This is a genomic window from Flavobacterium gawalongense (assembly GCF_007097265.1).
GTDB lineage: Bacteria > Bacteroidota > Bacteroidia > Flavobacteriales > Flavobacteriaceae > Flavobacterium > Flavobacterium gawalongense.
Window position 1 is genome coordinate 163,426 of record NZ_VJZP01000003.1, and the last position, 24,465, is coordinate 187,890.

The following is a 24,465-nucleotide window of genomic DNA, read 5'->3' on the forward strand; positions in this document are numbered from 1 at the left end:
GACAACAAATTAAGTGTTGCTACTTATGCTAAATCTTTAGATAAAGATCTTATCGTTACAGGTTTCAAAAGAGCTGCTTTAGGATAATTAAACTTATTCCCTTATTAAAAACGCCTGATTTTATGAGGGCACTGAAAAAGTCCTTAAAGAATTAGATTTCATTAAAAGAGTAGAAAAATAAGATTTTCTACTCTTTTTTTCATCCTGAAAATGAAATACTTAAGCAAAACTCGAATTTTCCTTAATTGCCTTAAAATGTCTAATTACTAAAAAGAGATACTTTTTCAGTGGCCTCGATTTTATCAGGCGTTTTTTTTTGCGAATAATCAAAAATAGTGATTTTAAGTTCAATGATTAGAACTAGTTTTCATTTGCTAATATATTCAATTTTGAATTTAAAAAATACCTACTTATAGGTATTGTAGACACAGAAATTTGTAACGTATTTTGACAAAAATAAATATAACAAAATAAATTTAAATCTTAAGACTATGAAAAAAATAAATTTTTTAATTACATCTTTAGTTGTAATTGGCTTAACAACCATTTTTTATGCTTGTGAAGAAGAGTCGTCAATTGATTCTCCAGTAGATAACACAATTTGCACAACAACTAGTTCAGGTTGTGGTGGATCTTTTGAAACTTGCGCAAATTCTACTTCAGTTTGGTATACATACAACGGAAAAAAGTACACTTGCTCATCTACTAGTAATTGCAACTCGGCTGCAACGGCATTAGTTAATGATATGTGTTCAAAAAGTGCGGTATCGAAAACAGATTTCGATAAAAAAGTACAAGATGTATTAAATACTTTTCCTACCAATAATAAGTAAGCTAGTCAAAAAAATACTTTACAATATTTTTTACTTGAAAGCAGTTTTATATTGTTCAAAATATGAAAATAAAGTATCCAATCATTTAAGGGCATCTCTAAAAACTATGTTTTTTTTATAATTTTACTTATTTTAAATTATTGTAAATAAGACATTTACATTTTTGTAAATTCAAAAAAAGTGATTTTTTAGAGGTGCCCTTATGTAAAAAGATTTGCAGCAAACCCACACGATAGTAAAATCTTGGAAGAATCATTAGCCCAAAGTGAGCGAGTGAGAAAATATGTTGGAGGAATAAGACTAAGAATAGTTGGCACAGACAGGGGCTTTAGAGGTAAATCATAAGTTGATGGAACACAAATACTGATTCCAAAAAACAGAAAAGAAAGTTCGAGTTACAAACAAGAAGCTGTCAAGAAAAGATTTAGAGCAAGAGCGGCAATTGAACCCACGAAATCACATTTAAAAAGAAACCACGCTTTAGGATTAAACTTCCTCAAAGGCGATGCAGGTGAAGACCTAATAAAAAACACTTTTGTATTGATAAACGAATTTAATACACAAACAAGGAAGAGGTGGCAAAAAAGCAGGTGGCTGGTTAAGTGCTGTTGGTACAGTGGCAAGTTATGTTCCAGGCGCATCAACACAATCAACTATTTCTAATGTAGCCGCAATAGGTGTTACTGTGGCCGGTAAAGGGTATATTGTTAAAACAAAGGCACACTCATATCGATTGGATTGGAATGAAGAAGTCGCAGCAAAATTCTATAACGACTTTTGGGCAACAGATAAAAGTATAACTCCTGCAAAGAAAAAAGCATTTGATGAAACTGATATTTTCAAGTTGGTTCATATAGGCACAGACGATTCGTGGGCAGATGTACAATCTTCCATTTTTACTAATAAAACAGATGTGAATTATCATGTGGCTACTATTGCATCTTAAAAATATTAACAATATTTACAGCATTAAAAAAAAATTAAACATAAACAACTAAACACCAACACTTAACCCTTGAAATTAAAACAAATATGAAAAAAATTTACTTATTGTATGCCTTTTTGATGATACTATCAGTACAAGCACAAGAGACCAAAGAGCAATCGGTAAAATACCGTAGAAGTTCTCTATACACAGTCATGGTAGATGCACCAAATTTACCATATGCCGATTCTATAAAAAAATTCTTCATTAACAGTCCTATTCCTGAAAAATTTAACGATCATAATTTAGGAAATCGCGTTTTTACAAGTTTTGCTTCACCAACAGAAGCAAATCCAGTAACAGCCAACGAAATTCTATTAAACAGTATTGCAAAAGAAGCGATTGCCAAATGGTTCAATCGTTCTGAAAAAGGAGGATTCAATATGGATCTAATAAAATCCAGAGGGAGCTATGATGCCTCTGTGTTAGACATAGCTACTGCAAAAGCAAGTAAAAGAGGTCTTGATATGTTAGCTGATGCAGGTGAAGAATTAATCAAAAATACATTCGTATTGGTTAATGAATTTAAATATACTTCAAAAGAAGAAGTGGCTAAAAAAGCAAGTGGCTGGTTAAAAGTAGTTGGATCAGTTGCAAGTTATGTGCCTGGAGGATCAACAGTGTCAACCATTTCGAATGCAGCCGCAGTAGGAGCAACCGTTGCCGGCAAAGGCTATATTGTAAGAACAAATGCACATTTATACCGTTTGGATTGGAATGAAGAAGCAGCAACAAAATTCTACAATGAATATTGGGCCGATGACAACACAATCACAGAAGAAAAGAAACAAGCTTTTGACGAGTCAAAAATTTTCAAATTAGTTTACGTAGGTTCCGACAATTCTTGGGCCGATGTACAATCATCTATTTTCACAAAGAAAAGAGAAGAGCAATTGGTACAAAGAGCTACAATAAAAGCGGTCGATGCTGTTATTATAGAACTTCAAAAAAACCATGAGGAGTTCAAAACAAAAACCCCTCTTTTTACAGGCGAACCAATCACGGCAAAAATTGGAACAAAAGAAGGTGTAAGCAACAAATCTAAATTTGAAGTTTTAGAACAACAAATTGATGAAAATGGTAAAACTAGCTACGCAGTAGTTGGATCTGTAAAAGTTGATGAAGATTTTCCTATTTGGGATAATCGTTTCGGAGCAGAAGACGAAAACCCGGATAGTAAAATAGACAGAACTTATTTCAAAAAAGTAAGTGGGAAAGACTTCCATCCAGGAATGTTAATCGTTCAGAAAAAAGGAAAATAAGAACCTCAAATTAAATGAAAAATGAAAAAACAAATAATTACAGTATTATTAATGCTTATTGCATCAGCATCAACTTTTGCTCAGTCCGGGAAACAAAAAAAAGCAGACAAAGCAACCGAAGCATGGAGATATGAGATAGAATGTGCAGGTGTAGGAACTGATGGAACTTACCTAATAAAAGTTTGGTCCTATTCTAAAAAACCAAGCATAGCAATTACACAAGCAAAAAAGAATGCCGTTCATGGTGTAATCTTCAAAGGATTTGGTGGTGATGGCAGAGGTTGTTCATCCCAAAAACCTATGGCTACAAACCCTAACGTTGAAATGGAAAAAATGGATTTCTTTGAACCCTTTTTTGAAGAAGGTGGAAAATACATGAAATTCGTGTCTGAATCAACGGACGGAATGGTTGATGCTTCAGACAGAATGAAAGTAGGTAAAGAATATAAAATAGGAGTAATTGTATCCGTATCTAAAGATGCGTTAAGACATGATTTAGAAGCTGCTGGAATAATTAGAGGACTTTCATCTGGTTTTTAACCCTAAAAAATAAAAATTATGAAACTTAAATTAACTTTAATCATCTGCCTTTTCACTCTAACGTTTATATATTCCCAGAAAAAAATATCTGGAAACTATATCTACAAGACCGAGTGCATGGGCATTGAACATGATGGATCTTTGACCCTAAAAGCATGGGGCAACGGGAGAAATAGGGCTGACGCAGTGGAACAAGCTAAAAAAAATGCAGTAAGAGATGTGATATTTCAAAGTATTCTGGAAGGAAAGCAAGATTGCTTAAAAAAACCGCTAATCACTGAAGTAAATGCTGAAGAAAAGTATGAAGATTATTTTAACAAATTTTTTACAGACGGTGGCCAATACCTAAACTTCATTACATTAAAAGCCGAAAGGATTGGCGAAAAAATTAGCCGCGACAGAAAAAAGGCCAGAGAAAGTGTCACCAATGGCTTAGTGCTAAGCGTATTACGCTCTGAATTAAAAAGCAAATTAATTGCTGACGGGATTATCAAATAATAAAGTAATTATATACAATGAGAAAAATAACAACAAAAATATTCGCTATACTGTTTATACTTACGGCAAGTTTATCATATGCTCAAGCAAAAAAACCAACAATCATGGTTGTGCCAAGTGACGTCTGGTGTAATAAAAATGGCTATATGTTGGAATTCGACAATCAAGGCTCCATAGTAAAAATACCAGATTACAAAAGAGCTTTTCAAGAAAACGCTGATTTATTAACTGTAATAAGTAAAATCAATGGTTTAATGGCCGAAAGAGGCTTTCCATTAAAAAACATGGAATCTGCCATAAAAACATTGGAATCTGAAAGTGCTGAAAATGCAATGTTAACTTCAAAATCTGGCGCTGGAGTTGTTGAAAGTCCTGTAGACAAATTGAAAAAAGTCGCTAAAGCCGATATCATCATGCAATTAACTTGGACACTAAACACTACTGGTCCAAAAAAATCTGTAAATTTCACTTTACAAGGGTTAGATTCATACACTGATAAAGAGATTGCGACAGCAACAGGTACTGGAGCCTCATCTTTCTCGGTAGAGTTACCGGTACTATTAGAAGAATCTGTATTAGCACACATTGATAATTTCAACGTATCACTTCAAAAACATTTTGATGATATGTTTGAAAACGGAAGAGAAATTATCATTAGAGTGAAAAAATTCGATTCTTGGACCGGTGATTTAGAAAAAGAATACGATGGAAAAGAATTAAGTTCAGTTATTGAGGATTGGATGGCAGCAAATTCAGTAAAAGGACGTTTTAACACTAGTGATGCTACAGAAAACATGATTCTTTTCGAACAAGTAAGAATTCCTCTTTATGATACAACCGGAAAAGCGATTGATGCTAGAGGTTTTGCCAAAAGCCTACAAGAATTTTTAAAGAAAGCCCCTTACACAATTCCTAACAAATTAACGATGAAAGGTTTAGGACAGGCAGTAATAGTTTTAGGCGAAAAATAATCTAAATAATAAAACATGAAAAAATCAATTAATAAATTCATATATAGTTTTGCAGCAATAGTAAGTTTTACAGCTACTTCTGTAGCTCAAAATGTAGCAAAATCTGATGAGTTAGGAAAAATTGCACTTACAGCATACATTCCATCACAAGAAAGTATGTCCGAACATACAACAAATATGCTAACTAATAAATTGAATCAAATTATTAGCACAAATGGCATCGCTAATTCTAATTATAATTCTAGATTTATCATCACAGCTAATGCAAATGTTATGACTAAAGATCTAACGGCAACTGCTCCCCCTATGACAGCATTGACATTAGATGTAACATTATACATAGGAGATGGAATTGATGGTAAAAAATTCGCCAGCAAATCGTTAACGTTAAAAGGTGTTGGCACTAATGAAACAAAAGCATATATCGATGCGATGAAATCTATTAATCAAAACGATGCCGGAATTCAATCATTTGTAACCAATGCAAAAAACAAAATTATAGATTATTATAATGCTAATTGTAATAAGTTAATCAAAGAAGTACAAGTTCTTGACAAACAAAACTTGTACGAAGAAGCTATTTTCAAACTTACTTCCGTTCCAGTTGAATGTACTGATTGTTACAACAAAACAATGGCTGTAATCCCTGCTATTTACAAGAAGAAAATCAACAGAGATTGTTCTGTAAAATTAGCCGAAGCAAATCATCTATGGAATACAAACCAAGATTATGACACAGCCGTTTCAGTTGGCGAAATCTTAAACTCAATTGACCCTAGTGCTGCTTGTTTTAATGAAGTAAAAGCACTTTCTAACAGAGTTGGAAAAAGGATTCTTGAAATTGATAAAAGAGAATGGAATCTAAACTATGAAAAAGAAGTTGGTTTGCAAAAAGATCTGATCAAAGCATATCGCGATGTAGGTGTTGCCTATGGTAACGGTCAGCCAAAAAATGTTACTTACAACGTTATTGGTTGGTGGTAAAACATCAACTAAAAAATAATCAATACAAACCCCAATCTTAGTATTGGGGTTTTCTTTTCGACAAAAACCTTAACTTTGAAAAAACTAATTGTTTTTTATGTTTAGATCCAAAAAAGATATTGTGTTCATAATCCTAGCAGGAATTTTCATAACCAATGCTGTTGTAGCTGAATTAATAGGAGGGAAACTTATTTACGTAGGTCCTTATTTGATGAGTATCGGCATATTGCCATGGCCAATAGTATTTGTAACAACGGATTTAATCAACGAATATTTTGGAGAAAAAGGGGTTAAAAAATTGTCATTGATAACCGCAAGTTTAATTGCTTATTGTTTTATATTACTTTTCTTTGCTTTAAAAATACCCGCTGTAAAAGGAACAAATTTGGTAACCGATGCGCAATTCAATGGTGTATTTGGACAAAGCATGTGGATAATTGTTGGCAGCATTACAGCTTTTTTAGTTTCACAATTAATTGACGTAAGTATTTTTCACTTTTTTAAAAACAAAACCGGCAATAAAATGATTTGGTTACGAAGCACTGGATCAACTGTTATTTCGCAATTATTTGATAGTTTTATTGTATTAGGGATTGCCTTCTGGATGACCGGAAAAATGACTGCCGAAGTTTATATTGCTTCTGCATTTACTGGATATTTTGTAAAGTTGATTATTGCTATTTTACTAACGCCGTTAATTTATTTAGGGCATTCATTAATTGAAAAATACATTCATAATAAATAATCATGAAAAAAAAAAAACGATGTGCTTGGTGCGAAAAAGATGATTTATATCGAAAATACCATGACGAAGAATGGGGAGTTCCCGTGTATGAAGATCAAAAATTGTTTGAATTTCTGGTTTTAGAAACTTTTCAGGCGGGTTTAAGCTGGTACACTATCCTAAAGAAAAGAGAAAACTTCAAATTAGCTTTTGATAATTTCGATTATAAAAAAGTAGCATCCTATTCTGAAGATAAAATTCAGGAATTGCTACAAGATGCAGGAATTATTCGGAATCAGTTAAAAATTCGCGCCGCTGTTTCAAATGCGGTTGCGTTTATGAAAGTGCAAGATGAATTTGGCAGTTTCAGCAAATACATTTGGCAATTCACCGGAGGAAAACCAATTCAAAACAACCGACAGTCCCTAAAAGAAGTCCCTGCCACTACTCTCCTTTCTGACGCTATCAGTAAAGATTTGAAAAAACACGGGTTTAAATTTGTGGGATCTACTGTAGTTTATGCCCATATGCAAGCAACAGGAATGGTCGACGATCATCTGGAAGATTGCTGGAAGAGGAATTAGTATTCAGTTTGCAGTCGCAGTGTTCAGTTTTCAAGAATACCGCAAGTGACAACTGCAAACTGTGACTGAAAAATTTCAAACATTTAACATACAACCTATTAAATAATAAATTACATTTGCTTCACACTTTAGGGGTGTCTACAAAACGTAGGCTGAGATTTTACCCTCTGAACCTGACGCAGTTCATACTGCCGTAGGGAAAAGTAAGATGACTTCCGTGCATATTTATTATGTCCTTGTAGCCATTCCTAAAGTATAACTGTATACTAAATTCAAAAGGAATGGAGCTTAAAATCAACAATCAAACGAAACAATTTGCAACTGACAGTCTAACTGTTCAGGCACTTCTTGACTTGGAAATTCCCATCAAACAAAATGGAATTGCCGTAGCCATTAACAATTCCGTTATTCCAAAATCCAACTGGAATTCCCATCCTATAAAAGAAACCGACGACATTCTCATCATCTCTGCAACTCAAGGAGGTTGATTAGTTTGCAGTGTTCAGTCTCAGTGTTCAGTTCCGATAGCTATCTGAAGTAGATTTTAGATTATAAAAAACAACTAATAACTATATCCATCTTGTCTCCCTCTCCTTCGGAGAGGGTCGGGGAGAGGAAAAAATTCAAACAAATGAATAACGAAGAAAAAATCTCAAGAACCCCGTTTCCAAACTCTACAAAAATTTACGTAGACGGAGCCATTCACCCGATAAAAGTAGCGATGCGTGAAATTGCATTGGCAGATACTAAATTATCCAACGGAAGAATAGAAAAAAATCCACCTGTAACTGTTTATGATACTTCAGGTCCATTCACCGACCCAAATATCGAAATTGACATTCGAAAAGGATTACCCCGCATTCGCGAACAATGGATTTTAGACCGTAATGACGTTGAAGAACTGACTGAAATCTCTTCTGAATACGGAAAAAAACGTCTGAATGACGAAAAACTAAACGAGTTGCGTTTTGAATATTTGCACAAACCCATGCGTGCCAAAAAAGGAGCTAATGTATCTCAATTGTATTATGCAAAACAAGGAATCATAACGCCCGAAATGGAATACATTGCCATTCGTGAAAACCAACGCTTGGAGTTAATAAACGAACAAACCAAGGCGATGCAATGCCAACATGGCGGAAACAGTTTTGGAGCCAATACACCAAAATCTAAAATTACTCCTGAGTTTGTCCGTAGTGAAGTAGCCAGAGGTCGTGCCATTATTCCAAACAACATCAACCATCCAGAAAGCGAACCGATGATTGTGGGACGTAACTTCTTGGTAAAAATTAATGCTAACATAGGGAACAGCGCCGTAACTTCAACTATAGAAGAAGAAGTAGAAAAAGCAGTTTGGGCTTGCCGTTGGGGAGCTGATACGATTATGGATTTATCAACAGGTAAAAACATTCACGAAACCAGAGAATGGATTATCCGAAATTCTCCAGTACCAATTGGAACCGTGCCTATTTACCAAGCTTTGGAAAAAGTAAATGGCGTTGCCGAAGATTTAACTTGGGAAGTATTTCGCGATACCTTAATAGAACAAGCGGAACAAGGGGTTTCTTATTTTACAATCCATGCCGGCGTTTTATTGCGTTACATCCATTTAACTGCCAATCGCGTTACCGGAATCGTTTCCCGTGGTGGTTCTATCATGGCAAAATGGTGTTTGTTTCACCACAAAGAAAACTTCCTTTACACCCATTTCGAGGAGATTTGCGAAATCATGAAACAGTATGACGTAGCTTTCTCATTAGGAGATGGTTTACGCCCAGGTTCTATTGCCGATGCGAATGACGCCGCTCAGTTTGCCGAATTGGAAACACTTGGCGAACTCACAAAAATAGCTTGGAAACACGACGTTCAAGTATTTATTGAAGGTCCTGGTCACGTTCCAATGCACATGATTAAAGAAAACATGGACAAACAATTAGAACATTGTGATGAAGCTCCTTTTTATACTTTAGGACCATTAACAACAGATATTGCCCCGGGTTATGACCACATCACTTCCGCTATTGGCGCTGCGATGATTGGCTGGTACGGATGCGCGATGTTATGCTACGTGACACCAAAAGAACACCTTGGCTTACCCAACAAAAAAGACGTTAAAGACGGTGTTATCACTTATAAGATTTCGGCTCATGCCGCTGACTTGGCCAAAGGTCATCCTGGATCACAATACCGTGACAATGCCTTGAGCAAAGCACGCTTTGAATTCCGTTGGGAAGACCAATTCAACTTGTCTTTAGATCCAGATACAGCTCGTGAATTTCACGATGAAACATTACCGGCTGATGGTGCAAAAGTGGCTCATTTTTGTTCCATGTGTGGACCAAAATTTTGTTCTATGAAGATCTCACAAGAAATTCGTGATGTTGCCGAAGCCGAAAAAGGTATGAAAGAGAAATCACAAGAATTTGTAGAAAGCGGGAAAGAGATTTATAGCTAAAAAGAGAGAAGAGTAAAAATTATGATACTAATCTCAAATCCAATTGCAATAACAAACGAAATCAACACTATCCATGCTCTTTTTGAGAACGGGATGGAGTTATTTCATATTCGAAAATCTGAATTTACTGAATTCGAAATGGAAGTTTTTGTTTCTGCAATTGGACTAGAGTTTAGAAACCAACTTTCATTACACAGTCATCATCATTTAGCAAAAGAATTCGGAATACATCGCATTCATTTTACAGAAAAAATGAGAACTGAAACATCAGAAGAAAGCCTGAAAAAATGGAAAGAAAAAGGATTTAAACTCTCTACTTCCATTCACTGTATGGCTGATTTTGAAAAACTATCCGATGCATTTGATTATGCCTTTTTTGGGCCGGTTTTCGAAAGTATTTCTAAACCAAATTACGCTTCGAATCTTGATTTTAGAATGGAATTGAAACAAAGGAAGAACAACAAAACTGCATTGGTTGCATTAGGAGGAATTACATCCGAGAGAATCAAAGCTGCATTGGAATATGGCTTTGATGATGTGGCGCTTTTAGGTACCATTTGGAACAGCAGTAACACTATAGAAAATTATAAACTATGTCAGCAAATCGTCCATTTGTATTAACCATCGCCGGTTTCGATCCCACAGGAGGTGCGGGAGTTTTGGCAGATGCAAAAACATTCGAACAGCATCGTGTGTCTGGTTTTGCCATTAATACTGGCAACACCATTCAAACGGAAAATGTATTCTACGAAATGCAATGGACAGACTTGACTTTTGTTTTGAAATCATTGGACAAATTGTTTCAAAACTATACCATCAAGGCAGTAAAAATTGGAATTGTTCCTTCATTGGATTATTTAAAAGAAATTGTTTTTACTGTAAAAAGACTTTCACCAAAAACAAAAATTGTTTGGGATACGGTTTTGAAATCCACTACCGAATTCAATTTTATGAACATCGAAAATCAAGCTATTTTGATTGAAATATTGGAAGAAATTGATTTGATAACACCCAATTACAATGAGATTTTACAATTCTCTTCAGTAGAAAAAAACCCAGATGTAATTGCTCAAGAATTATCAAAACATTGTTCTATTTTACTAAAAGGAGGTCATAATCCAGACAAAATAGGTGTTGATTATTTATATCTGGGAAATAAGATTTTCAAGCTTACACCAAATAACACTTTGGTTTTCGAAAAGCATGGCTCCGGTTGCGTATTATCATCAGCCATTGCGGCAAATATAGCTTTGGAACAGGACCTGAAAACAGCTTGCAGTAATGCCAAAAAATATATAGAAACCTACTTACAATCTAACCAAACTAAATTAGGATATCATCATGTATAACAAGTTACAGTACATTTCACAGGGAAATACAGTCGAAGAACAATTATACAACATTCACAAAGCACTGGACAATGGTTGCGATTGGATCCAATTGCGATTCAAAAACCAAAATGCGTTTGAAGTTTTCACTTTGGCGGAAGCCGTAAAAATGTTATGCAAAGAATATTTAGCCACTTTTATCATCAATGACAACGTCTATTTAGCACAACAATTGGATGCTGATGGAGTCCATTTAGGTTTGAGTGACATGAACATTGAAGAAGCAAGACCCATTTTAGGAAAAACAAAAATCATTGGAGGCACTGCAAATACTTTTGATGATGTACTTCAAAGAACAGAAGAAAATTGTGATTATATTGGTTTGGGTCCATTCCAATTTACAGCTACCAAACAAAATTTAAGTCCGATTTTGGGACTTGAAGGGTATCTTTCGATTATCGAACAAATGAAAATAAAAAACATCAAAGTTCCCATTTATGCCATTGGTGGCATCACACTGGAAAATGTCGAAAGCCTTATGGAAACCGGAATTCACGGTATAGCCGTTTCTGGTTTGATTACACAAAGCGAAAATCCATCTCAACTTATCACTCAACTTAACGACAAATTATATGTTACCATTTAAAATAGGAGATAAAACCTTTGCCTCTCGCTTGTTTTTAGGCACAGGAAAATTCGGTTCCAATCAACAAATGGAAGAAGCCATTTTAGCATCTGGGAGCGAGTTAGTAACCGTAGCGCTAAAACGTGTCGATTTGGAAACCGAAACGGATGCCATTTTATCACATCTTAAACATCCGCAAATTAATTTATTACCCAATACTTCTGGCGCAAGAAATGCCAAAGAAGCCATTTTTGCAGCACAATTGGCTCGGGAAGCATTAGAAACCAATTGGCTCAAACTCGAAATTCATCCTGATCCAAAATATTTAATGCCTGATGCAATAGAAACGCTGAAAGCAACGGAAGCATTAGCCAAATTAGGATTTATCGTTTTGCCTTACATCCATGCAGATCCGGTTTTATGTAAACGTTTGGAAGATGCGGGAACTTCAGCAGTAATGCCTTTGGGCTCGCCCATTGGCAGCAACAAAGGATTAAAAACTATCGATTTTTTAGAAATCATTATCGAACAAAGTAGAGTTCCTGTAATTATCGATGCAGGAATTGGCGCTCCATCTGATGCTGCAAAAGCGATGGAACTCGGCGCAGATGCGGTTTTAGTAAACACTGCCATTGCGGTTGCGGGAAATCCAAAATTGATGGCAGAGGCTTTTAGAGAAGCTGTCATTGCAGGAAGAAAAGCATTTGAAGCACAATTGGCTCAAAAAGTAAATCGAGCAGTGGCTTCGAGTCCTTTGACAGCGTTTTTGTATGAGTAATCCTCTCCCCAACCCTCTCCAAAGGAGAGGGAGCCGAAACCGAATAATAAAAATGACGATTACTAAACAACCAACTTAAACGATGAAAACATTTAAATCGGTTTTTGACAACTACGATTGGGACACTATTAAATCCAAAATATACAGCACCACTGCGCTGGAAGTCGAACAGGCTTTGGCCAAAAGCAAACGCAATCTCGATGATTTTTTGGCACTAATTTCACCTGCTGCCCAACCCTATTTAGAGCAAATGGCGCAACAGGCCCATGAATTAACCAAAAAAAGATTTGGCAAAACGATTCAAATGTATGCTCCTTTGTATTTAAGCAACGAATGCCAAAACATTTGCACCTATTGCGGTTTTAGTTTGGATAACAAAATCAAACGAAAAACACTTACCGAAAGTGAAATTACATTGGAAATTGAGGTCTTAAAAAAAGCGGGGTTTGATCATGTTTTGTTGGTGACCGGCGAAGCAAATCATACCGTAAACATTCATTATTTTCTGAAGACAATTGCTCAAATAAAAAATGACTTTTCCACCATTTCAGCTGAAGTGCAACCACTTTCAACGGAAGAATACGAACAATTGCATAACGCTGGAATCTATTCCATTTTAGTATATCAGGAAACCTATCATCGTGATGTTTATAAACAATACCATACCAAAGGAAAAAAATCGAATTTCGACTTTCGTTTAGAAACACCGGACCGAGTAGGAACTGCAGGTATTCATAAAATTGGATTGGGTGTTTTATTAGGATTGGAAGATTGGCGTACGGACAGTTTTTTCAATGCCTTACATTTAGATTATTTACAAAAAACCTATTGGCAAACTAAATATGCAGTTTCTTTCCCTAGGTTACGACCGGCAGAAGGAGTTATTGAGCCCAACTTTATCATGGATGATACCGATTTGACGCAACTCATTTGTGCCTACCGTTTGTGGAATGAGGATTTAGAAATCTCCATGTCAACCCGTGAAAATGAAAAATTCCGTGATAATATTATTCCAATTGGTATTACCAGTATGAGTGCCGGTTCTAAAACCAATCCTGGCGGTTATGTCGTTGATCCACAATCATTGGAGCAATTTGAAATCAGTGACGAACGATCGGCTTCGGAGATTGCGAAAGTCATTTCCAGTAGAGGATACGAACCCGTTTGGAAGGATTGGGATAGAAGTTATACAAATATAGATTAACATTTTAGATTGCAGAATATGAGTATTATTCAAGATTTTTTACGGTATAACCGACAAATGATGTTACCGGAAATAGGTGATTCAGGACAAGAAAAACTCAAGAAAGCTACCGTTTTAGTGATTGGTGCTGGAGGATTGGGTTGTCCCATTTTGCAATATATAGCAACGGCTGGAATTGGAACTATTGGAATTGTAGATTTTGATAAAATAGAATTACACAACCTTCACCGCCAAATTTTATATACGGAGAAACATGTTGGTAAATCAAAAGCAATTACGGCAAAATCGGTTTTGGAAACTTTAAATCCACTGATTGATATTATCGCTTTTGAAGAAAAATTAACTATTGAAAATGCCGCACAAATCATCATGAATTTTGATGTAATTGTTGACGGTTGCGATAATTTTGCTACCCGCTATTTAGTAAATGATACTTGTGTGGCCTTAGGAAAATCATTGATTTACGGCAGCATTTTGAAATTTGAAGGACAAATGGCAGTTTTCAATAACAATGGAAATAAAAATCTTCGTGACTTGTTCCCAGAACCGCCGAATCCAAAAGATGTTCCCAATTGTAATTTGAATGGCGTATTGGGTACGCTTCCCGGAATTATCGGCACGATGATGGCACATGAAACTTTGAAACTAATTATGGATTTACCTACTTTAGAAAATGAATTGGTACTATTTAATAGCTTAGATTGGAGTTTTAACAAACTTAGATTTTAAAAACTTAAAACATCCCCAACATTAACAACACCTTTTTCGACACACACTAAATTGGTTCCAAAAAGAACATTCTTATCCACTTTTCGGTAAGTACTTAATGTCTTTAACGGTTCTTTTAGCACAATACTTTTCATTGGATCATTATTGACCATTATACATCTGGCACAAGGTTTTACATTTTTGAACGTAACATCCCCTAATTTGATAATCCCAAAGTGATCCTCTTCATGGGCACGCTTGCTGCTAATAACAATATTGGGTCTAAATCTTGCAACGGTAATCTTTTCTTCTAATTTTTCATTTAAGTGGTCTAAACTTTCGCTACCTACTAATAAATACGGATAACCATCGGCTAAGCTAACATTTAAAGTGACATTCAATGCCTTGCTCTTATGTTTTCTATCTCCAATTTCAATAATTTTTACCAATTTACAGGCAAAACCGAGGCATTCACTAAACCAATCTGAAGTAGTTTTATTAACCTCGAAAACTTCGCTTTGATCATCCCAAACAGACACTAAAATTGGATTATTTATGCTTTCATTAATCAAAAAAGTATGTTTTTTATCTTGGTAGGTTATCTCAATTTTGTCTTCTAAAATTTGAGGCTGAAACTGACTTAGAATAGGATGCTTTCTTTGGCTTATAAATTGATTGTTTTCATCAATTAGCATCCATCGTCTGTCATTTTCAAAACCCATTTCTTCAGCCCTGGCACTTTGACAACTGATTCCTCCTAAACTTTTGATGGGATAGATGTAGATTTCGCTAATAAAAGGAGTATTGTCCATTACATTTTAAAATTTAATTGGCTATAAAAATACTTGTTTTTCAAATTCAAGAATCAAAAAAGATAGCGGAACTTACTTTTTAGAAACATTCAAAATACTCATGAATTCTTCTCTGTCAATTTCCCTGCAGCCCAAACTTTCGAGATGAGGATTATAAACCTGACAATCTAACAATTTATAATTGGCTGCCTTTAATTGGTTTACCAAAGCAATAAAAGCCACTTTTGAAGCATTTGAAACTGTAGAAAACATACTTTCTCCACAGAAAACATGCTCTAAATCGACACCATACAAACCGCCTACCAACTCATCACCTTGCCAAACTTCTACTGATTTGGCAATTCCTAATTCGTGCAATTTACAATAAGCTTCAATCATATCATTGGTAATCCAAGTCCCGTTTTGTCCATCGCGCTTTATGTTTTGACAATTCGAAATTACGGCTCTGAAATTCAGATTAAAGGTAACTTTGAAAATATTTCTATTAAGAATGTTACGCATACTTTTGGAAACAATCAACTCATCCAGAAACAACACCATTCTGGGATTAGGTGACCACCACATTATGGGCTCCCCTTCTTCAAACCATGGAAAAATTCCACTTTTGTAAGCAAGTTGCAAACGCTCTGGCGATAAGTCCCCTCCAACAGCGAGAATCCCATCGGCATTCGCTTCGGAAACAGGCGGAAAAATTAAAGGAGCTGATAAATAATACATTCTTTATTAAAAAATAAACCCGACAGTTATTTGGAATACCTGTCGGGTTTGAATCACTATATCAATAGAAAATCAAATGATTAAAATGGTAAATCGTCTGCTTCTTCTTCGTTTAAATTTGTAGCTGGAGCAAATGCTTCAGCAGCTGGCATTGGAGGCGTTTGTGCATTAGGTGCATCAGCAGCTAATCTTTCCACTCTCCATCCTTGGATAGCATTGAAATATTTAGTCACCCCTTGTGGATCAACCCATTCGCGTCCTCTTAAATTAATAGAAACTTTTACCGCTTCACCCACTTTAAAACTATTCAACAAATCACATTTATCTTGTACAAATTCCACTAAAATATGTTGTGGATATTGTTCCTCTGTTGTTACTACAAGCTCTCTTTTTAAGAAACTACCGCTTCCTACATTTTTAGCATCCCCAAGCATTTTAATTTTTCCTGTAACTTCCATCTTCGTTATTTTTTATTGTTATTTAAGTTATTTTTTTGCTAAAAGCACTTTCCAAGCAGATAAAACATCATTGTCATCCAAATATTTTTTAGCCTCTAAGTGCACTTTTTCCTGATCATCAGAACTTAAAACGCCTTTTACAGCAAAATTCTGTTTTACAAATATACTAACTTCTTCCATTGTAGGCAAGGCTTCAATATTACCTAACATACCTAAATCATTTCCATCAAAAACAGGGCTTTCTTTTATAAAACTTGGAACAGCATCTACTCCAATTCCTAATGTTGATAGTGGTTTTGGCACTTCAAAAAGTCCTTGGTTTGATCTGGAATACCAGTTACCGCCTAATCTTGAAACTAAATCTATTTTATACTGATCAATTGCTCCGTTTTCGTCTAAAACTGCTTCAGCAATATGAATTCTCAACACTTCACAAAGTATTAAATTTCCCGCTCCTCCTTCACTTCCCAAAGGAATAATCTGAGTGACTTTGCATTCAAATTGAACTGGCGATTCTTTCACTCTGAAGGGTTTTACAATATCAGAAGGAATCGGCGTCAAACCCGATTTTATAAACTCATTTACCCCATCTGCATACTCCGTACTTGCTAGAGAAGTTTGTTGCACCATATCATAATTCACCACATTAATTACCACTTCACGAGTTGCTTCGGCATTGATTAAAGTGTGTTTAATCGAATTATCACGAACCCGTCTTGCCGGTGAAAAAATAAGAATTGGAGGATTGGCACTGAACACATTAAAGAAACTGAAAGGCGATAAATTAGGAATTCCATTAGTTCCAATAGTACTTGCAAAAGCTATAGGCCTTGGCCCAACAGAGCTTTGCAAATAGCCTTGCAACTTTACTGTTTCAATACTTTTAGGATCAATACTAATCATGCTTTTCTTCTTTGTACATAAATACGTTTCTTAACTCACAAAAGTAAGTAAATGGTTTAAATTTAAAAAGGACGATCAAAGATTTAAGAACAAATAAATTGAATAGTTTTTACTAAAACAATTCTTTGCATAAAACTAAAATAATAATGCTGATATTTCGTTATATTTATACCTCAAATTTTAATTTATGCAATTTTCAGAAAGAAAAAATACAACCCGTTGGATTATTATTTTTGCTTCTTTTTTAATAATTTCATTAATTCTCTGGAACACCTACACTTTTTTTCAAATCTTCAAAAATGAAGAACGATTAAAAATGAATCTTTGGGCAAAAGCACAAAAGACGCTCATCAATGCAGGTGAGAATACTGATGTAGAACTTCCGCTTCAAATTTTCAGTAATAATACCTCAATTCCCATAATACTTACAGAAAATGACAGCATCATAAATACCGTAAATATTGATGATGCCATTGTGAAAAATAAACCTAAGGCTAATGCATTTTTAGACGATTTAAAAAATGAGAACGAGCCTATTGTAATTGAATATGTGCCGGGAAAATTTCAAAAACTATATTATGGTAATTCGGCATTACTGAACAAACTAAAATATTACCCGATTGCTTTATTGCTCATTATAGTGCTATTTGGTGGCTTAGTATATAATTTCTACAGAAGTACCAAAATGGCCACGCAAAATAAACTTTGGGCAGGAATGGCAAAAGAGACCGCACACCAAATAGGAACACCGCTTTCTTCCTTGATAGGCTGGGTAGAACTCTTGAAATCTGAAAATGTAGATGAGAGCACTACTTTCGAAATTGAAAAAGACATTGAGCGTTTACAAACCATAACAGATCGTTTTTCAAAAATAGGTTCAGAACCAAAATTAGAAAACAAAGATATTGTGAAAGAAACGCTTCAGTCTTATGATTATTTGCAATCTCGATTTTCAAAACAAATTGAATTTTCATTCAAAGCACCAAAGTCACCTATTATGGTTTCTCTGAATCCAACTCTACACAGCTGGACGATAGAAAATCTGGTCAAAAATGCTATCGATGCCATGAAAGGAAGAGGAAAATTAGCTTTAGAAATTGAGCAAGAAGGCAATACTGTTAATATAAACATTATAGATTCTGGAGGCGGAATTCAAAAAAAACAATTCAAAACTATATTTGAACCCGGATTTACGACTAAAAAACGGGGTTGGGGCTTAGGTCTTTCTTTAACCAAAAGAATTGTGGAAGAATATCACAAAGGAACCATAAAAGTACTGAATTCCGAAATAGGAAAAGGAACAACAATGCAAGTCAGTTTTAAAAAAAGCAATTTAGTTTAACGGAACTCCAAACCAAAAAACCTTAGTAAACATCGTTTTTCTGACGTTTTTTGACTTACTCAAATATTCCTGTACAAATAACTCATGTTCTTTTGCTTGCCCCAAAACATCATTGATAGATTTTTTTAACGAAGTTAAATTAGAGGAATTCTCAGTTCCAATCGAACCGATGGTGTAAATAGCGTCTTGGCATTTGGCTAATTTTTCAATTGGTGCTTGAATCATGCTGCTAATTTCATCATCAGATAAAATGGGTTTAAACTTATTATTTCTATAATGAACAAAGTCGTTTAATAAGTCGACAGCCTCATTGTAATTGTTGACTATTGAATTCAATTTTTCAACATTCGAGTTTTGTCGTAAATAAGTCATCTCTTTCTTTTTACCTTCCAGACGTTCTAAAATCATGGCATTTTTAACTCCATTTTTTTCTATCCTTACAGCAGACTCAAATAATTTATCGATTTCTGATAAGGTATTGTATTTGGAAATTTCACTCTCAAAACTGAAATATTTTTTCGATTTATTAATTTGAGTTATACCTGCATAAAACTCATTATTGGTAATTGGATAATTTAGAAACTGCCATAAATAATCAAAAGGAATATGAGAAGAAATCAATTTTGTGGGTTCTGCCTTAAAATAATTCTCATTTAATTTTTTTAAAAATTTCCCATTGTTTACATAACCGGAACCCCAAGTAGGGTCAAACAAATACCACTTATCATCAATTTTTGCAGCACACCAGGCATGAGCCAAGTTTGCCACTTTCCCATATTGCTTTGTATAGCCTTCTATTATGTATGATTGTATTCCAATTTTATTCGAAATATCATTAAAAACCTCAGCATAATGAATACAAACACCTTTCTTTGTTTTTAAGGTTTTCATTATTTGTTCTTGCGGAGTTTCATTAAAGTTTACAGTAAACATATTAGCAACATCGTAGCTGATATTTGATGCGGTCCAATAAAAAACAGCACGAATTTTATCGGCATCTGTTTTAAAATTAGCATTTATATAATTGGCAATCGCCTCAGTAGAATTAGTAGAACTTGTGGAAATAGTAGACATTTTCTTGTCAATCAAAGCATATCCTGCATTAACCTGACCGAAACTTAAAAGGGTAAAAAAGAAAGAAAGAATTAAATAAATGTTTTTCATCTTACAGGGTAGGCTCAAAAATTAAAAGGGAATGGGTTTTCACCTATTCCCTTTCTAAACGAAAACCGTACCAATTTATTTTATTTGTGCAACTATTATAAATTGGTTTTAATACGTATTGCTAATGCTTCAAATTCTTCTTTAGACATTGAGACTTTATTTTGAAAACGCATTTCATCCATTTCATTCAAAGGAATCAGATGAACGTGTGCATGAGGCACTTCAAGGCCAATAACTGCCATTCCAATTCTTTTACAAGGAATTGTTTTTTCCAATGCTATGGCTATTTTTTTTGAGAACTGCATTAGTCCAATATACAAATCATCATCAATATCAAAAATTTTATCGATTTCTTGTTTCGGAACACAAAGGGTATGTCCTTTTGCATTTGGATTTACATCCAAAAACGCCAAAAAATTATCATCCTCAGCGATTTTATAACACGGGATTTCTCCGTTTATTATTTTTTTAAAAATAGAACTCATGAGTAAGGCTTTTAGATAATAGATTTTAAGATAATCGACATTTAGATGACAGATGTCAATCGTTTACTAAAAAACTGAACACCGTGACTGAACACTGAATACTGACTTTAGTCGCGGGAAATTTCTAGAATTTCGAATTTCAAAACACCATTAGGAACTGTAATCTCAGCAAATTCACCAACAGATTTCCCTAGTAAACCTTTACCAATTGGCGAGGTTACAGAGATTTTTCCTGTTTTCAAATCCGCTTCACTTTCGGCAACCAACGTGTATTTCATTTCCATTCCATTGGTTTGGTTTTTGATTTTCACATTGGACAAAACCAATACTTTAGAAAGATCAAGATGAGTTTCATCGATTAATCGAGCATTAGAATGTACTTCTTCCAGTTTAGCAATTCGCATTTCCAGCATTCCTTGTGCTTCTTTGGCTGCATCATATTCTGCATTTTCAGACAAATCACCTTTATCTCTTGCCTCAGCTATATCTGCAGATGCTTTTGGACGCATTACACTTTTCAAATAATCTAATTCTTCTCTTAACTTCTTTAATCCTTCTGCGGTGTAATAAGATACTGTGCTCATAATTTCGTCATTTATATAAATAGAAAAAATCCCATCAGGACGGGATTTCTTTCCACAAAGATACTATTAATTTTTTTAGCCTATAAATATATGTTAATCATATATAATTCAAAGTTAAATAAATTAAATTTGTTTCGCTAATTCTTTTACTATATTTTAAAATGAAAAAATACATCCTACTTTTCCTTATTATTTCTTTTTTATTTAGTTGTAGCGACAATGGTTTTGACAATAAAAATCCATACCTCCCAAATTATAGTTTTACTCTAGATATCAACATGAATTTACCCGCTTATTCTAATCTTCAGTATCCAAGTAATGCTATTTATTATTCGGGAGTAGGCGCCAAAGGCATATTTGTATTCAATACAGGAAGTGGCTATAATGCATTCGATGCCGCTTGTCCCAATCAGGCCTTAAGTAGCTGCTCTACCATGACTATAAAGGGAATAAATGTAGTTTGTCCCTGTGACAGCAAAGAATATAGTTTATTTACGGGACAAGGAAGTTTACAATATCCCTTAAAACAATACCGTGTCGAAGTGAACGGAAACGTATTGCGGGTATATAATTAAATTAAAAAAAGCCTGAAAATTTTCAACTTCCAGGCTTTAAAAATAGAGAACTCTTATAATCTAAAACTTCAATGTTAACCCTACAAGAAAGTTAATTCCAGCTTGAGGATAATAGCCAGCTCCTTCGATTGTTGTAATTGCCGGTGGATTAGAATAATCATCATCATCATAGGTATAGAAATAACCATTAGACACATACTTATAGTCAAAAATATTATTTACTAAGCCAGACAACAATACTGATTTGAAAATTGCCTTAGGCTTAAATTCATAAGAAACATTTATATCATTTACATAATAGGCTTTTAATTTAGACGCTTCAGAATCTATATTCCCCATATATTGATCTCCAACAATCTTAGACAACAAAGATACCTGAAGATTATTTATTGGCATAAAAGTCACAATATTACCCGCAATAAAATTCGGAGAATAAGCGATGTTTGTATCTCCCAAAGACGATAAAACACCATCTCTTTTAAAGTAAAAATCTTTATTTTTATTTGTACTTATAGTAACATTAGGACGAATAATTAAATTATCTAAAACTGCAATAGTGGCATCAATCTCAAGTCCTAAACGGTAACTATCTCCACTATTTTTTCTAATAGGACTTCCTACATCATCCAATTCCCCTGTTAGAATCAATTGGTCTTTGTACCCCATGTAATAAATATTAGCGTTCCATTTTACTTTTGCAGAAGCGTGACGCAATCCTAACTCAAAATCATCTAGTTTTTCCGGTCTTGGACTTCCGTTTTCATAATCGGTTCTGTTTGGTTCACGATTGGCTCTGGCATACGAGAAATACAACTTGCTTTTAGCATTGATATCAAAATTCAATCCTGCTTTTGGATTGAAAAAATTAAAAGTATCATTTACAAAACCTGTTTCCGGACTATTGGCTTTATAATGTACATTTCTAAGTTGTAGATCTCCGAATAAACTTAATTTCTCTGTTATTTGATAATTGGCTTTCGCAAAAACATTCCCATCAGTTTTTGAAGCAAAATCATCATAATAATGATCTCCCAATTCACTTTGAGAAGCATATCGTGCCCAAATGACTTTCCCAAAATGATCTCCTTCATATTTGTTGTAACCGCCTCCAAAGATAACATCCAGTTTTTCATCTGCATAATTCGCAGAAAATGTAGTTCCGTAAAAATCATTATCCAACCATTTTTGACGAATTAAATCGGTTGTAGTTATTGCACCAACTGGCTGTAATCCATAATCAGCAAAATCAGCATCTTCTTTATAATTTTCATAATACCCTTTTCCTTTGGTGTAATGAAAAGCTAAATTAGTATCCCAATTTTTGGACACTTTTTCATTCCAATGCAATTGATAATGATCTTGTTGGTAATTATCCGTTTCATTGTCATAATATCTAGTATTACCAAACTCATCCGTAAAAATTCCAGCTGAATTAAACGTTCTATCGCTATTTAAAGTAGCTTCATCAATCCCATTCCACGATTGATACGTTTTTTCTTTTCCACCAAAAGCCAGAGCTTTGATTAATGTGGTTTTACCAACATAGGTTCCTTGAAGAAAATAAGATTTCAAATCAGAACTTGCTCTGTCGATGTAACCATCTGATTTCAAAGCAGACAAACGTCCAGCTAATTCAAAATGGTCATTAATTAATCCCGTGCTGAATTTTACAGTATGCTTTCTAGTATTGAAACTCCCAAAAGAATTAGAAATTTCGCCATTGCTTTCTTTAGCATAACTATCCGTCAACATATTCAAACTGGCTCCAAAAGCACCTGCTCCATTGGTTGAAGTCCCTACGCCGCGTTGCAGTTGCAAACTCTCCACCGAAGAGGCAAAATCTGGCATATCCACCCAATAGGTCCCATGGCTTTCCGAATCATTATAAGGAATTCCATTGATAGTGACATTTACTCTTGTTGCATCGCTACCACGAACGCGGATTCCGGTATATCCTACTCCATTTCCAGCATCAGAAGTAGTGACAACTGACGGTAAATAATTCATCAAAATAGGAATATCCTGACCTAAGTTTCTGAACTTGATTTCTTTTTTATCCAAATTACTAAAACTAACCGGTGTTTTTGAAGTAACTCGAACAGCTGAAACCAGGACTTCATCGAGTAGGTTTACTTTGGTGGTGTCTTTGACTTGAGAAAAAGAGATAAAAGATGCAAGAAGAAAGACAAAAGACATATAATATGTCAGATTCTTGAAGTTTGAGACTTTGGAACTTTGAGACTTTGAGACTGAAATAGTATTCATCCGTAAAAAGATTACGAATAAAAGGGGGAATTATTCTTTGTTTAATTAATAAAGCTTGTTTTCCATGACAAATAAAGCAGTGTGTACGCTGTTTTTTTGTCATTTTTCCCTTGACAACATTACTTGTCCAGGTTCTTTGGGTATAATCTCAGCTTTATTCTGAACTTGATTCAGAATCTGAAATAAATTCAGATTTTAAGCACCCCTTTGAGACGGCGTAAAAGTAGTTTTTTTTGTTTAAAGTTTAAAGTTTTAGAAAATAAAAGTAAAACCGAACTAATCTAAATTAGGTTTTTTTCTGTTTTTCTTGACTTCAGACACATTCTTTTTATCTTTTATTCGCTTTCGAATAACTGACTTCGGAATCTTGGTGGGTTTGCGCTCTTTGGGAACAATTAACCCGTTTTTTACTATTTCCAAAAATCGCTTGATTACAATTTCTTTATTTTTAAGTTGACTTCGATCTTCGTCACAGTTCAAAATCAAAACTAAATCTGTTGTTAACCTTGAAGACAATTTAGTTTCCAGCAACAATTTTTCCTCTTCCGTCAAGGCTTGAGAATTTTTCAAATCAAAAGTCAAAACTACCTTAGAGGAAACTTTGTTTACATTTTGTCCGCCAGCACCGCTACTGCGAACGGCTTTGAAACTTAACTCTGATATGATTTTTTCTTTTTCCAA

The 24,465-nt window shown here is 34.5% G+C and carries 28 protein-coding genes and 1 riboswitch; of the genes, 19 read left to right on the forward strand and 9 right to left on the reverse strand.

Translation table 11 applies throughout. The annotated features are described in order from the left end of the window. Nucleotides 1-491: 491 nt before the first annotated feature. From FNW38_RS03315 to FNW38_RS03395, 17 genes are all read left to right on the forward strand, one after another. A complete protein-coding gene (locus tag FNW38_RS03315; RefSeq protein ID WP_143385939.1) occupies nucleotides 492-833 on the forward strand; it encodes a hypothetical protein in 342 nt (113 codons plus the stop codon). Nucleotides 834-1,449: 616 nt separating this feature from the next. Beyond that, nucleotides 1,450-1,779 (forward strand): hypothetical protein, encoded by a 330-nt coding sequence (locus tag FNW38_RS03320; RefSeq protein ID WP_143385938.1) that lies wholly within the window; start codon nucleotides 1,450-1,452, stop codon nucleotides 1,777-1,779. An 86-nt stretch (nucleotides 1,780-1,865) separates the two neighbouring features. Further along, nucleotides 1,866-3,080, forward strand: a complete 1,215-nt coding sequence (locus FNW38_RS03325; protein WP_143385937.1) for a hypothetical protein — start codon at nucleotides 1,866-1,868, stop codon at nucleotides 3,078-3,080. A gap of 21 nt (nucleotides 3,081-3,101) precedes the next feature. Further along, entirely contained in the window at nucleotides 3,102-3,620 is a 519-nt protein-coding gene (locus FNW38_RS03330) for a hypothetical protein (protein WP_235890128.1), read from the forward strand. 18 nt (nucleotides 3,621-3,638) lie between these two features. After that, on the forward strand, nucleotides 3,639-4,118 hold the full coding sequence (locus FNW38_RS03335) for a hypothetical protein (protein WP_143385936.1): 480 nt from the start codon (nucleotides 3,639-3,641) through the stop codon (nucleotides 4,116-4,118). A 17-nt stretch (nucleotides 4,119-4,135) separates the two neighbouring features. Next, nucleotides 4,136-5,089, forward strand: coding sequence for a DUF6175 family protein (locus tag FNW38_RS03340; protein WP_143385935.1), 954 nt, complete (start codon nucleotides 4,136-4,138; stop codon nucleotides 5,087-5,089). 15 nt (nucleotides 5,090-5,104) lie between these two features. Next, nucleotides 5,105-6,073 carry a hypothetical protein gene (locus tag FNW38_RS03345; protein ID WP_143385934.1) on the forward strand — a complete coding sequence of 323 codons (969 nt, stop codon included), beginning with the start codon at nucleotides 5,105-5,107 and terminating at the stop codon, nucleotides 6,071-6,073. Nucleotides 6,074-6,170: 97 nt separating this feature from the next. Continuing rightward, complete coding sequence (locus tag FNW38_RS03350) at nucleotides 6,171-6,818, forward strand: queuosine precursor transporter (protein ID WP_143385933.1); 648 nt, start codon at nucleotides 6,171-6,173, stop codon at nucleotides 6,816-6,818. Between the two features lie 2 nt (nucleotides 6,819-6,820). Continuing rightward, complete coding sequence (locus tag FNW38_RS03355; protein WP_144064464.1) at nucleotides 6,821-7,381, forward strand: DNA-3-methyladenine glycosylase I; 561 nt, start codon at nucleotides 6,821-6,823, stop codon at nucleotides 7,379-7,381. Nucleotides 7,382-7,501: 120 nt separating this feature from the next. Then, a riboswitch (TPP riboswitch) is annotated at nucleotides 7,502-7,598 on the forward strand. A 64-nt stretch (nucleotides 7,599-7,662) separates the two neighbouring features. After that, complete coding sequence (thiS, locus tag FNW38_RS03360) at nucleotides 7,663-7,869, forward strand: sulfur carrier protein ThiS (RefSeq protein WP_143385931.1); 207 nt, start codon at nucleotides 7,663-7,665, stop codon at nucleotides 7,867-7,869. A gap of 143 nt (nucleotides 7,870-8,012) precedes the next feature. Beyond that, entirely contained in the window at nucleotides 8,013-9,836 is a 1,824-nt protein-coding gene (thiC, locus tag FNW38_RS03365) for a phosphomethylpyrimidine synthase ThiC (protein WP_143385930.1), read from the forward strand. 21 nt (nucleotides 9,837-9,857) lie between these two features. Then, nucleotides 9,858-10,457, forward strand: a complete 600-nt coding sequence (locus tag FNW38_RS03370) for a thiamine phosphate synthase (protein WP_144064463.1) — start codon at nucleotides 9,858-9,860, stop codon at nucleotides 10,455-10,457. Then, nucleotides 10,430-11,185 (forward strand): hydroxymethylpyrimidine/phosphomethylpyrimidine kinase, encoded by a 756-nt coding sequence (locus tag FNW38_RS03375; RefSeq protein WP_143385928.1) that lies wholly within the window; start codon nucleotides 10,430-10,432, stop codon nucleotides 11,183-11,185. The genes FNW38_RS03370 and FNW38_RS03375 overlap by 28 nt, the downstream gene beginning before the upstream one ends. Then, nucleotides 11,178-11,810 carry a thiamine phosphate synthase gene (locus FNW38_RS03380; protein ID WP_143385927.1) on the forward strand — a complete coding sequence of 211 codons (633 nt, stop codon included), beginning with the start codon at nucleotides 11,178-11,180 and terminating at the stop codon, nucleotides 11,808-11,810. The genes FNW38_RS03375 and FNW38_RS03380 overlap by 8 nt, the downstream gene beginning before the upstream one ends. Beyond that, entirely contained in the window at nucleotides 11,797-12,567 is a 771-nt protein-coding gene (locus tag FNW38_RS03385; RefSeq protein WP_143385926.1) for a thiazole synthase, read from the forward strand. The genes FNW38_RS03380 and FNW38_RS03385 overlap by 14 nt, the downstream gene beginning before the upstream one ends. 82 nt (nucleotides 12,568-12,649) lie before the next feature. Continuing rightward, nucleotides 12,650-13,771 carry a 2-iminoacetate synthase ThiH gene (gene thiH / locus FNW38_RS03390; protein WP_143385925.1) on the forward strand — a complete coding sequence of 374 codons (1,122 nt, stop codon included), beginning with the start codon at nucleotides 12,650-12,652 and terminating at the stop codon, nucleotides 13,769-13,771. Between the two features lie 18 nt (nucleotides 13,772-13,789). Then, nucleotides 13,790-14,500: a HesA/MoeB/ThiF family protein gene (locus tag FNW38_RS03395; RefSeq protein ID WP_143385924.1), complete on the forward strand. Its 711-nt coding sequence runs from the start codon at nucleotides 13,790-13,792 to the stop codon at nucleotides 14,498-14,500. Here the strand turns inward: FNW38_RS03395 and FNW38_RS03400 are convergent. From FNW38_RS03400 to FNW38_RS03415, 4 genes are all read right to left on the reverse strand, one after another. Further along, nucleotides 14,497-15,291: an MOSC domain-containing protein gene (locus tag FNW38_RS03400; RefSeq protein WP_143385923.1), complete on the reverse strand. Its 795-nt coding sequence runs from the start codon at nucleotides 15,289-15,291 to the stop codon at nucleotides 14,497-14,499. The genes FNW38_RS03395 and FNW38_RS03400 overlap by 4 nt on opposite strands. 72 nt (nucleotides 15,292-15,363) lie before the next feature. Next, nucleotides 15,364-16,008, reverse strand: a complete 645-nt coding sequence (gene aat / locus FNW38_RS03405; RefSeq protein ID WP_143385922.1) for a leucyl/phenylalanyl-tRNA--protein transferase — start codon at nucleotides 16,006-16,008, stop codon at nucleotides 15,364-15,366. A gap of 80 nt (nucleotides 16,009-16,088) precedes the next feature. Next, nucleotides 16,089-16,466 carry a DUF3127 domain-containing protein gene (locus FNW38_RS03410; RefSeq protein ID WP_143385921.1) on the reverse strand — a complete coding sequence of 126 codons (378 nt, stop codon included), beginning with the start codon at nucleotides 16,464-16,466 and terminating at the stop codon, nucleotides 16,089-16,091. Between the two features lie 27 nt (nucleotides 16,467-16,493). Then, on the reverse strand, nucleotides 16,494-17,369 hold the full coding sequence (locus tag FNW38_RS03415) for a flavin reductase family protein (RefSeq protein ID WP_143385920.1): 876 nt from the start codon (nucleotides 17,367-17,369) through the stop codon (nucleotides 16,494-16,496). 187 nt (nucleotides 17,370-17,556) lie between these two features. On the opposite strand from FNW38_RS03415, the gene FNW38_RS03420 reads away from it, so the two are divergent. After that, on the forward strand, nucleotides 17,557-18,711 hold the full coding sequence (locus tag FNW38_RS03420) for a sensor histidine kinase (RefSeq protein WP_143385919.1): 1,155 nt from the start codon (nucleotides 17,557-17,559) through the stop codon (nucleotides 18,709-18,711). Here the strand turns inward: FNW38_RS03420 and FNW38_RS03425 are convergent. From FNW38_RS03425 to greA, 3 genes are all read right to left on the reverse strand, one after another. Then, complete coding sequence (locus FNW38_RS03425) at nucleotides 18,703-19,875, reverse strand: transglutaminase domain-containing protein (RefSeq protein ID WP_144064462.1); 1,173 nt, start codon at nucleotides 19,873-19,875, stop codon at nucleotides 18,703-18,705. The genes FNW38_RS03420 and FNW38_RS03425 overlap by 9 nt on opposite strands. Before the next feature lie 95 nt (nucleotides 19,876-19,970). After that, entirely contained in the window at nucleotides 19,971-20,360 is a 390-nt protein-coding gene (locus tag FNW38_RS03430; RefSeq protein ID WP_144064461.1) for an HIT family protein, read from the reverse strand. A 107-nt stretch (nucleotides 20,361-20,467) separates the two neighbouring features. After that, on the reverse strand, nucleotides 20,468-20,944 hold the full coding sequence (gene greA / locus FNW38_RS03435; RefSeq protein ID WP_039108693.1) for a transcription elongation factor GreA: 477 nt from the start codon (nucleotides 20,942-20,944) through the stop codon (nucleotides 20,468-20,470). 161 nt (nucleotides 20,945-21,105) lie between these two features. On the opposite strand from greA, the gene FNW38_RS03440 reads away from it, so the two are divergent. Then, complete coding sequence (locus FNW38_RS03440) at nucleotides 21,106-21,519, forward strand: Rieske (2Fe-2S) protein (protein WP_143385916.1); 414 nt, start codon at nucleotides 21,106-21,108, stop codon at nucleotides 21,517-21,519. Between the two features lie 60 nt (nucleotides 21,520-21,579). Here the strand turns inward: FNW38_RS03440 and FNW38_RS03445 are convergent, their stop codons facing one another. Together FNW38_RS03445 and arfB are read right to left on the reverse strand one after the other, a co-directional pair. Next, nucleotides 21,580-23,784, reverse strand: coding sequence for a TonB-dependent receptor (locus FNW38_RS03445; protein WP_143385915.1), 2,205 nt, complete (start codon nucleotides 23,782-23,784; stop codon nucleotides 21,580-21,582). 276 nt (nucleotides 23,785-24,060) lie between these two features. Next, complete coding sequence (gene arfB, locus FNW38_RS03450; RefSeq protein WP_143385914.1) at nucleotides 24,061-24,465, reverse strand: alternative ribosome rescue aminoacyl-tRNA hydrolase ArfB; 405 nt, start codon at nucleotides 24,463-24,465, stop codon at nucleotides 24,061-24,063.

Coding starts and splice junctions, on each gene's coding strand:
- FNW38_RS03315 (WP_143385939.1), top strand. CDS start 492: ATGAAAAAAATAAATTTTTTAATTACATCTTTAGTTGTAATTGGCTTA.
- FNW38_RS03325 (WP_143385937.1), top strand. CDS start 1,866: ATGAAAAAAATTTACTTATTGTATGCCTTTTTGATGATACTATCAGTA.
- FNW38_RS03330 (WP_235890128.1), top strand. CDS start 3,102: ATGAAAAAACAAATAATTACAGTATTATTAATGCTTATTGCATCAGCA.
- FNW38_RS03335 (WP_143385936.1), top strand. CDS start 3,639: ATGAAACTTAAATTAACTTTAATCATCTGCCTTTTCACTCTAACGTTT.
- FNW38_RS03340 (WP_143385935.1), top strand. CDS start 4,136: ATGAGAAAAATAACAACAAAAATATTCGCTATACTGTTTATACTTACG.
- FNW38_RS03345 (WP_143385934.1), top strand. CDS start 5,105: ATGAAAAAATCAATTAATAAATTCATATATAGTTTTGCAGCAATAGTA.
- FNW38_RS03350 (WP_143385933.1), top strand. CDS start 6,171: ATGTTTAGATCCAAAAAAGATATTGTGTTCATAATCCTAGCAGGAATT.
- FNW38_RS03355 (WP_144064464.1), top strand. CDS start 6,821: ATGAAAAAAAAAAAACGATGTGCTTGGTGCGAAAAAGATGATTTATAT.
- thiS (WP_143385931.1), top strand. CDS start 7,663: ATGGAGCTTAAAATCAACAATCAAACGAAACAATTTGCAACTGACAGT.
- thiC (WP_143385930.1), top strand. CDS start 8,013: ATGAATAACGAAGAAAAAATCTCAAGAACCCCGTTTCCAAACTCTACA.
- FNW38_RS03370 (WP_144064463.1), top strand. CDS start 9,858: ATGATACTAATCTCAAATCCAATTGCAATAACAAACGAAATCAACACT.
- FNW38_RS03375 (WP_143385928.1), top strand. CDS start 10,430: ATGTCAGCAAATCGTCCATTTGTATTAACCATCGCCGGTTTCGATCCC.
- FNW38_RS03380 (WP_143385927.1), top strand. CDS start 11,178: ATGTATAACAAGTTACAGTACATTTCACAGGGAAATACAGTCGAAGAA.
- FNW38_RS03385 (WP_143385926.1), top strand. CDS start 11,797: ATGTTACCATTTAAAATAGGAGATAAAACCTTTGCCTCTCGCTTGTTT.
- thiH (WP_143385925.1), top strand. CDS start 12,650: ATGAAAACATTTAAATCGGTTTTTGACAACTACGATTGGGACACTATT.
- FNW38_RS03395 (WP_143385924.1), top strand. CDS start 13,790: ATGAGTATTATTCAAGATTTTTTACGGTATAACCGACAAATGATGTTA.
- FNW38_RS03400 (WP_143385923.1), bottom strand. CDS start 15,291: ATGGACAATACTCCTTTTATTAGCGAAATCTACATCTATCCCATCAAA.
- aat (WP_143385922.1), bottom strand. CDS start 16,008: ATGTATTATTTATCAGCTCCTTTAATTTTTCCGCCTGTTTCCGAAGCG.
- FNW38_RS03410 (WP_143385921.1), bottom strand. CDS start 16,466: ATGGAAGTTACAGGAAAAATTAAAATGCTTGGGGATGCTAAAAATGTA.
- FNW38_RS03415 (WP_143385920.1), bottom strand. CDS start 17,369: ATGATTAGTATTGATCCTAAAAGTATTGAAACAGTAAAGTTGCAAGGC.
- FNW38_RS03420 (WP_143385919.1), top strand. CDS start 17,557: ATGCAATTTTCAGAAAGAAAAAATACAACCCGTTGGATTATTATTTTT.
- FNW38_RS03425 (WP_144064462.1), bottom strand. CDS start 19,875: ATGAAAAACATTTATTTAATTCTTTCTTTCTTTTTTACCCTTTTAAGT.
- FNW38_RS03430 (WP_144064461.1), bottom strand. CDS start 20,360: ATGAGTTCTATTTTTAAAAAAATAATAAACGGAGAAATCCCGTGTTAT.
- greA (WP_039108693.1), bottom strand. CDS start 20,944: ATGAGCACAGTATCTTATTACACCGCAGAAGGATTAAAGAAGTTAAGA.
- FNW38_RS03440 (WP_143385916.1), top strand. CDS start 21,106: ATGAAAAAATACATCCTACTTTTCCTTATTATTTCTTTTTTATTTAGT.
- FNW38_RS03445 (WP_143385915.1), bottom strand. CDS start 23,784: ATGAATACTATTTCAGTCTCAAAGTCTCAAAGTTCCAAAGTCTCAAAC.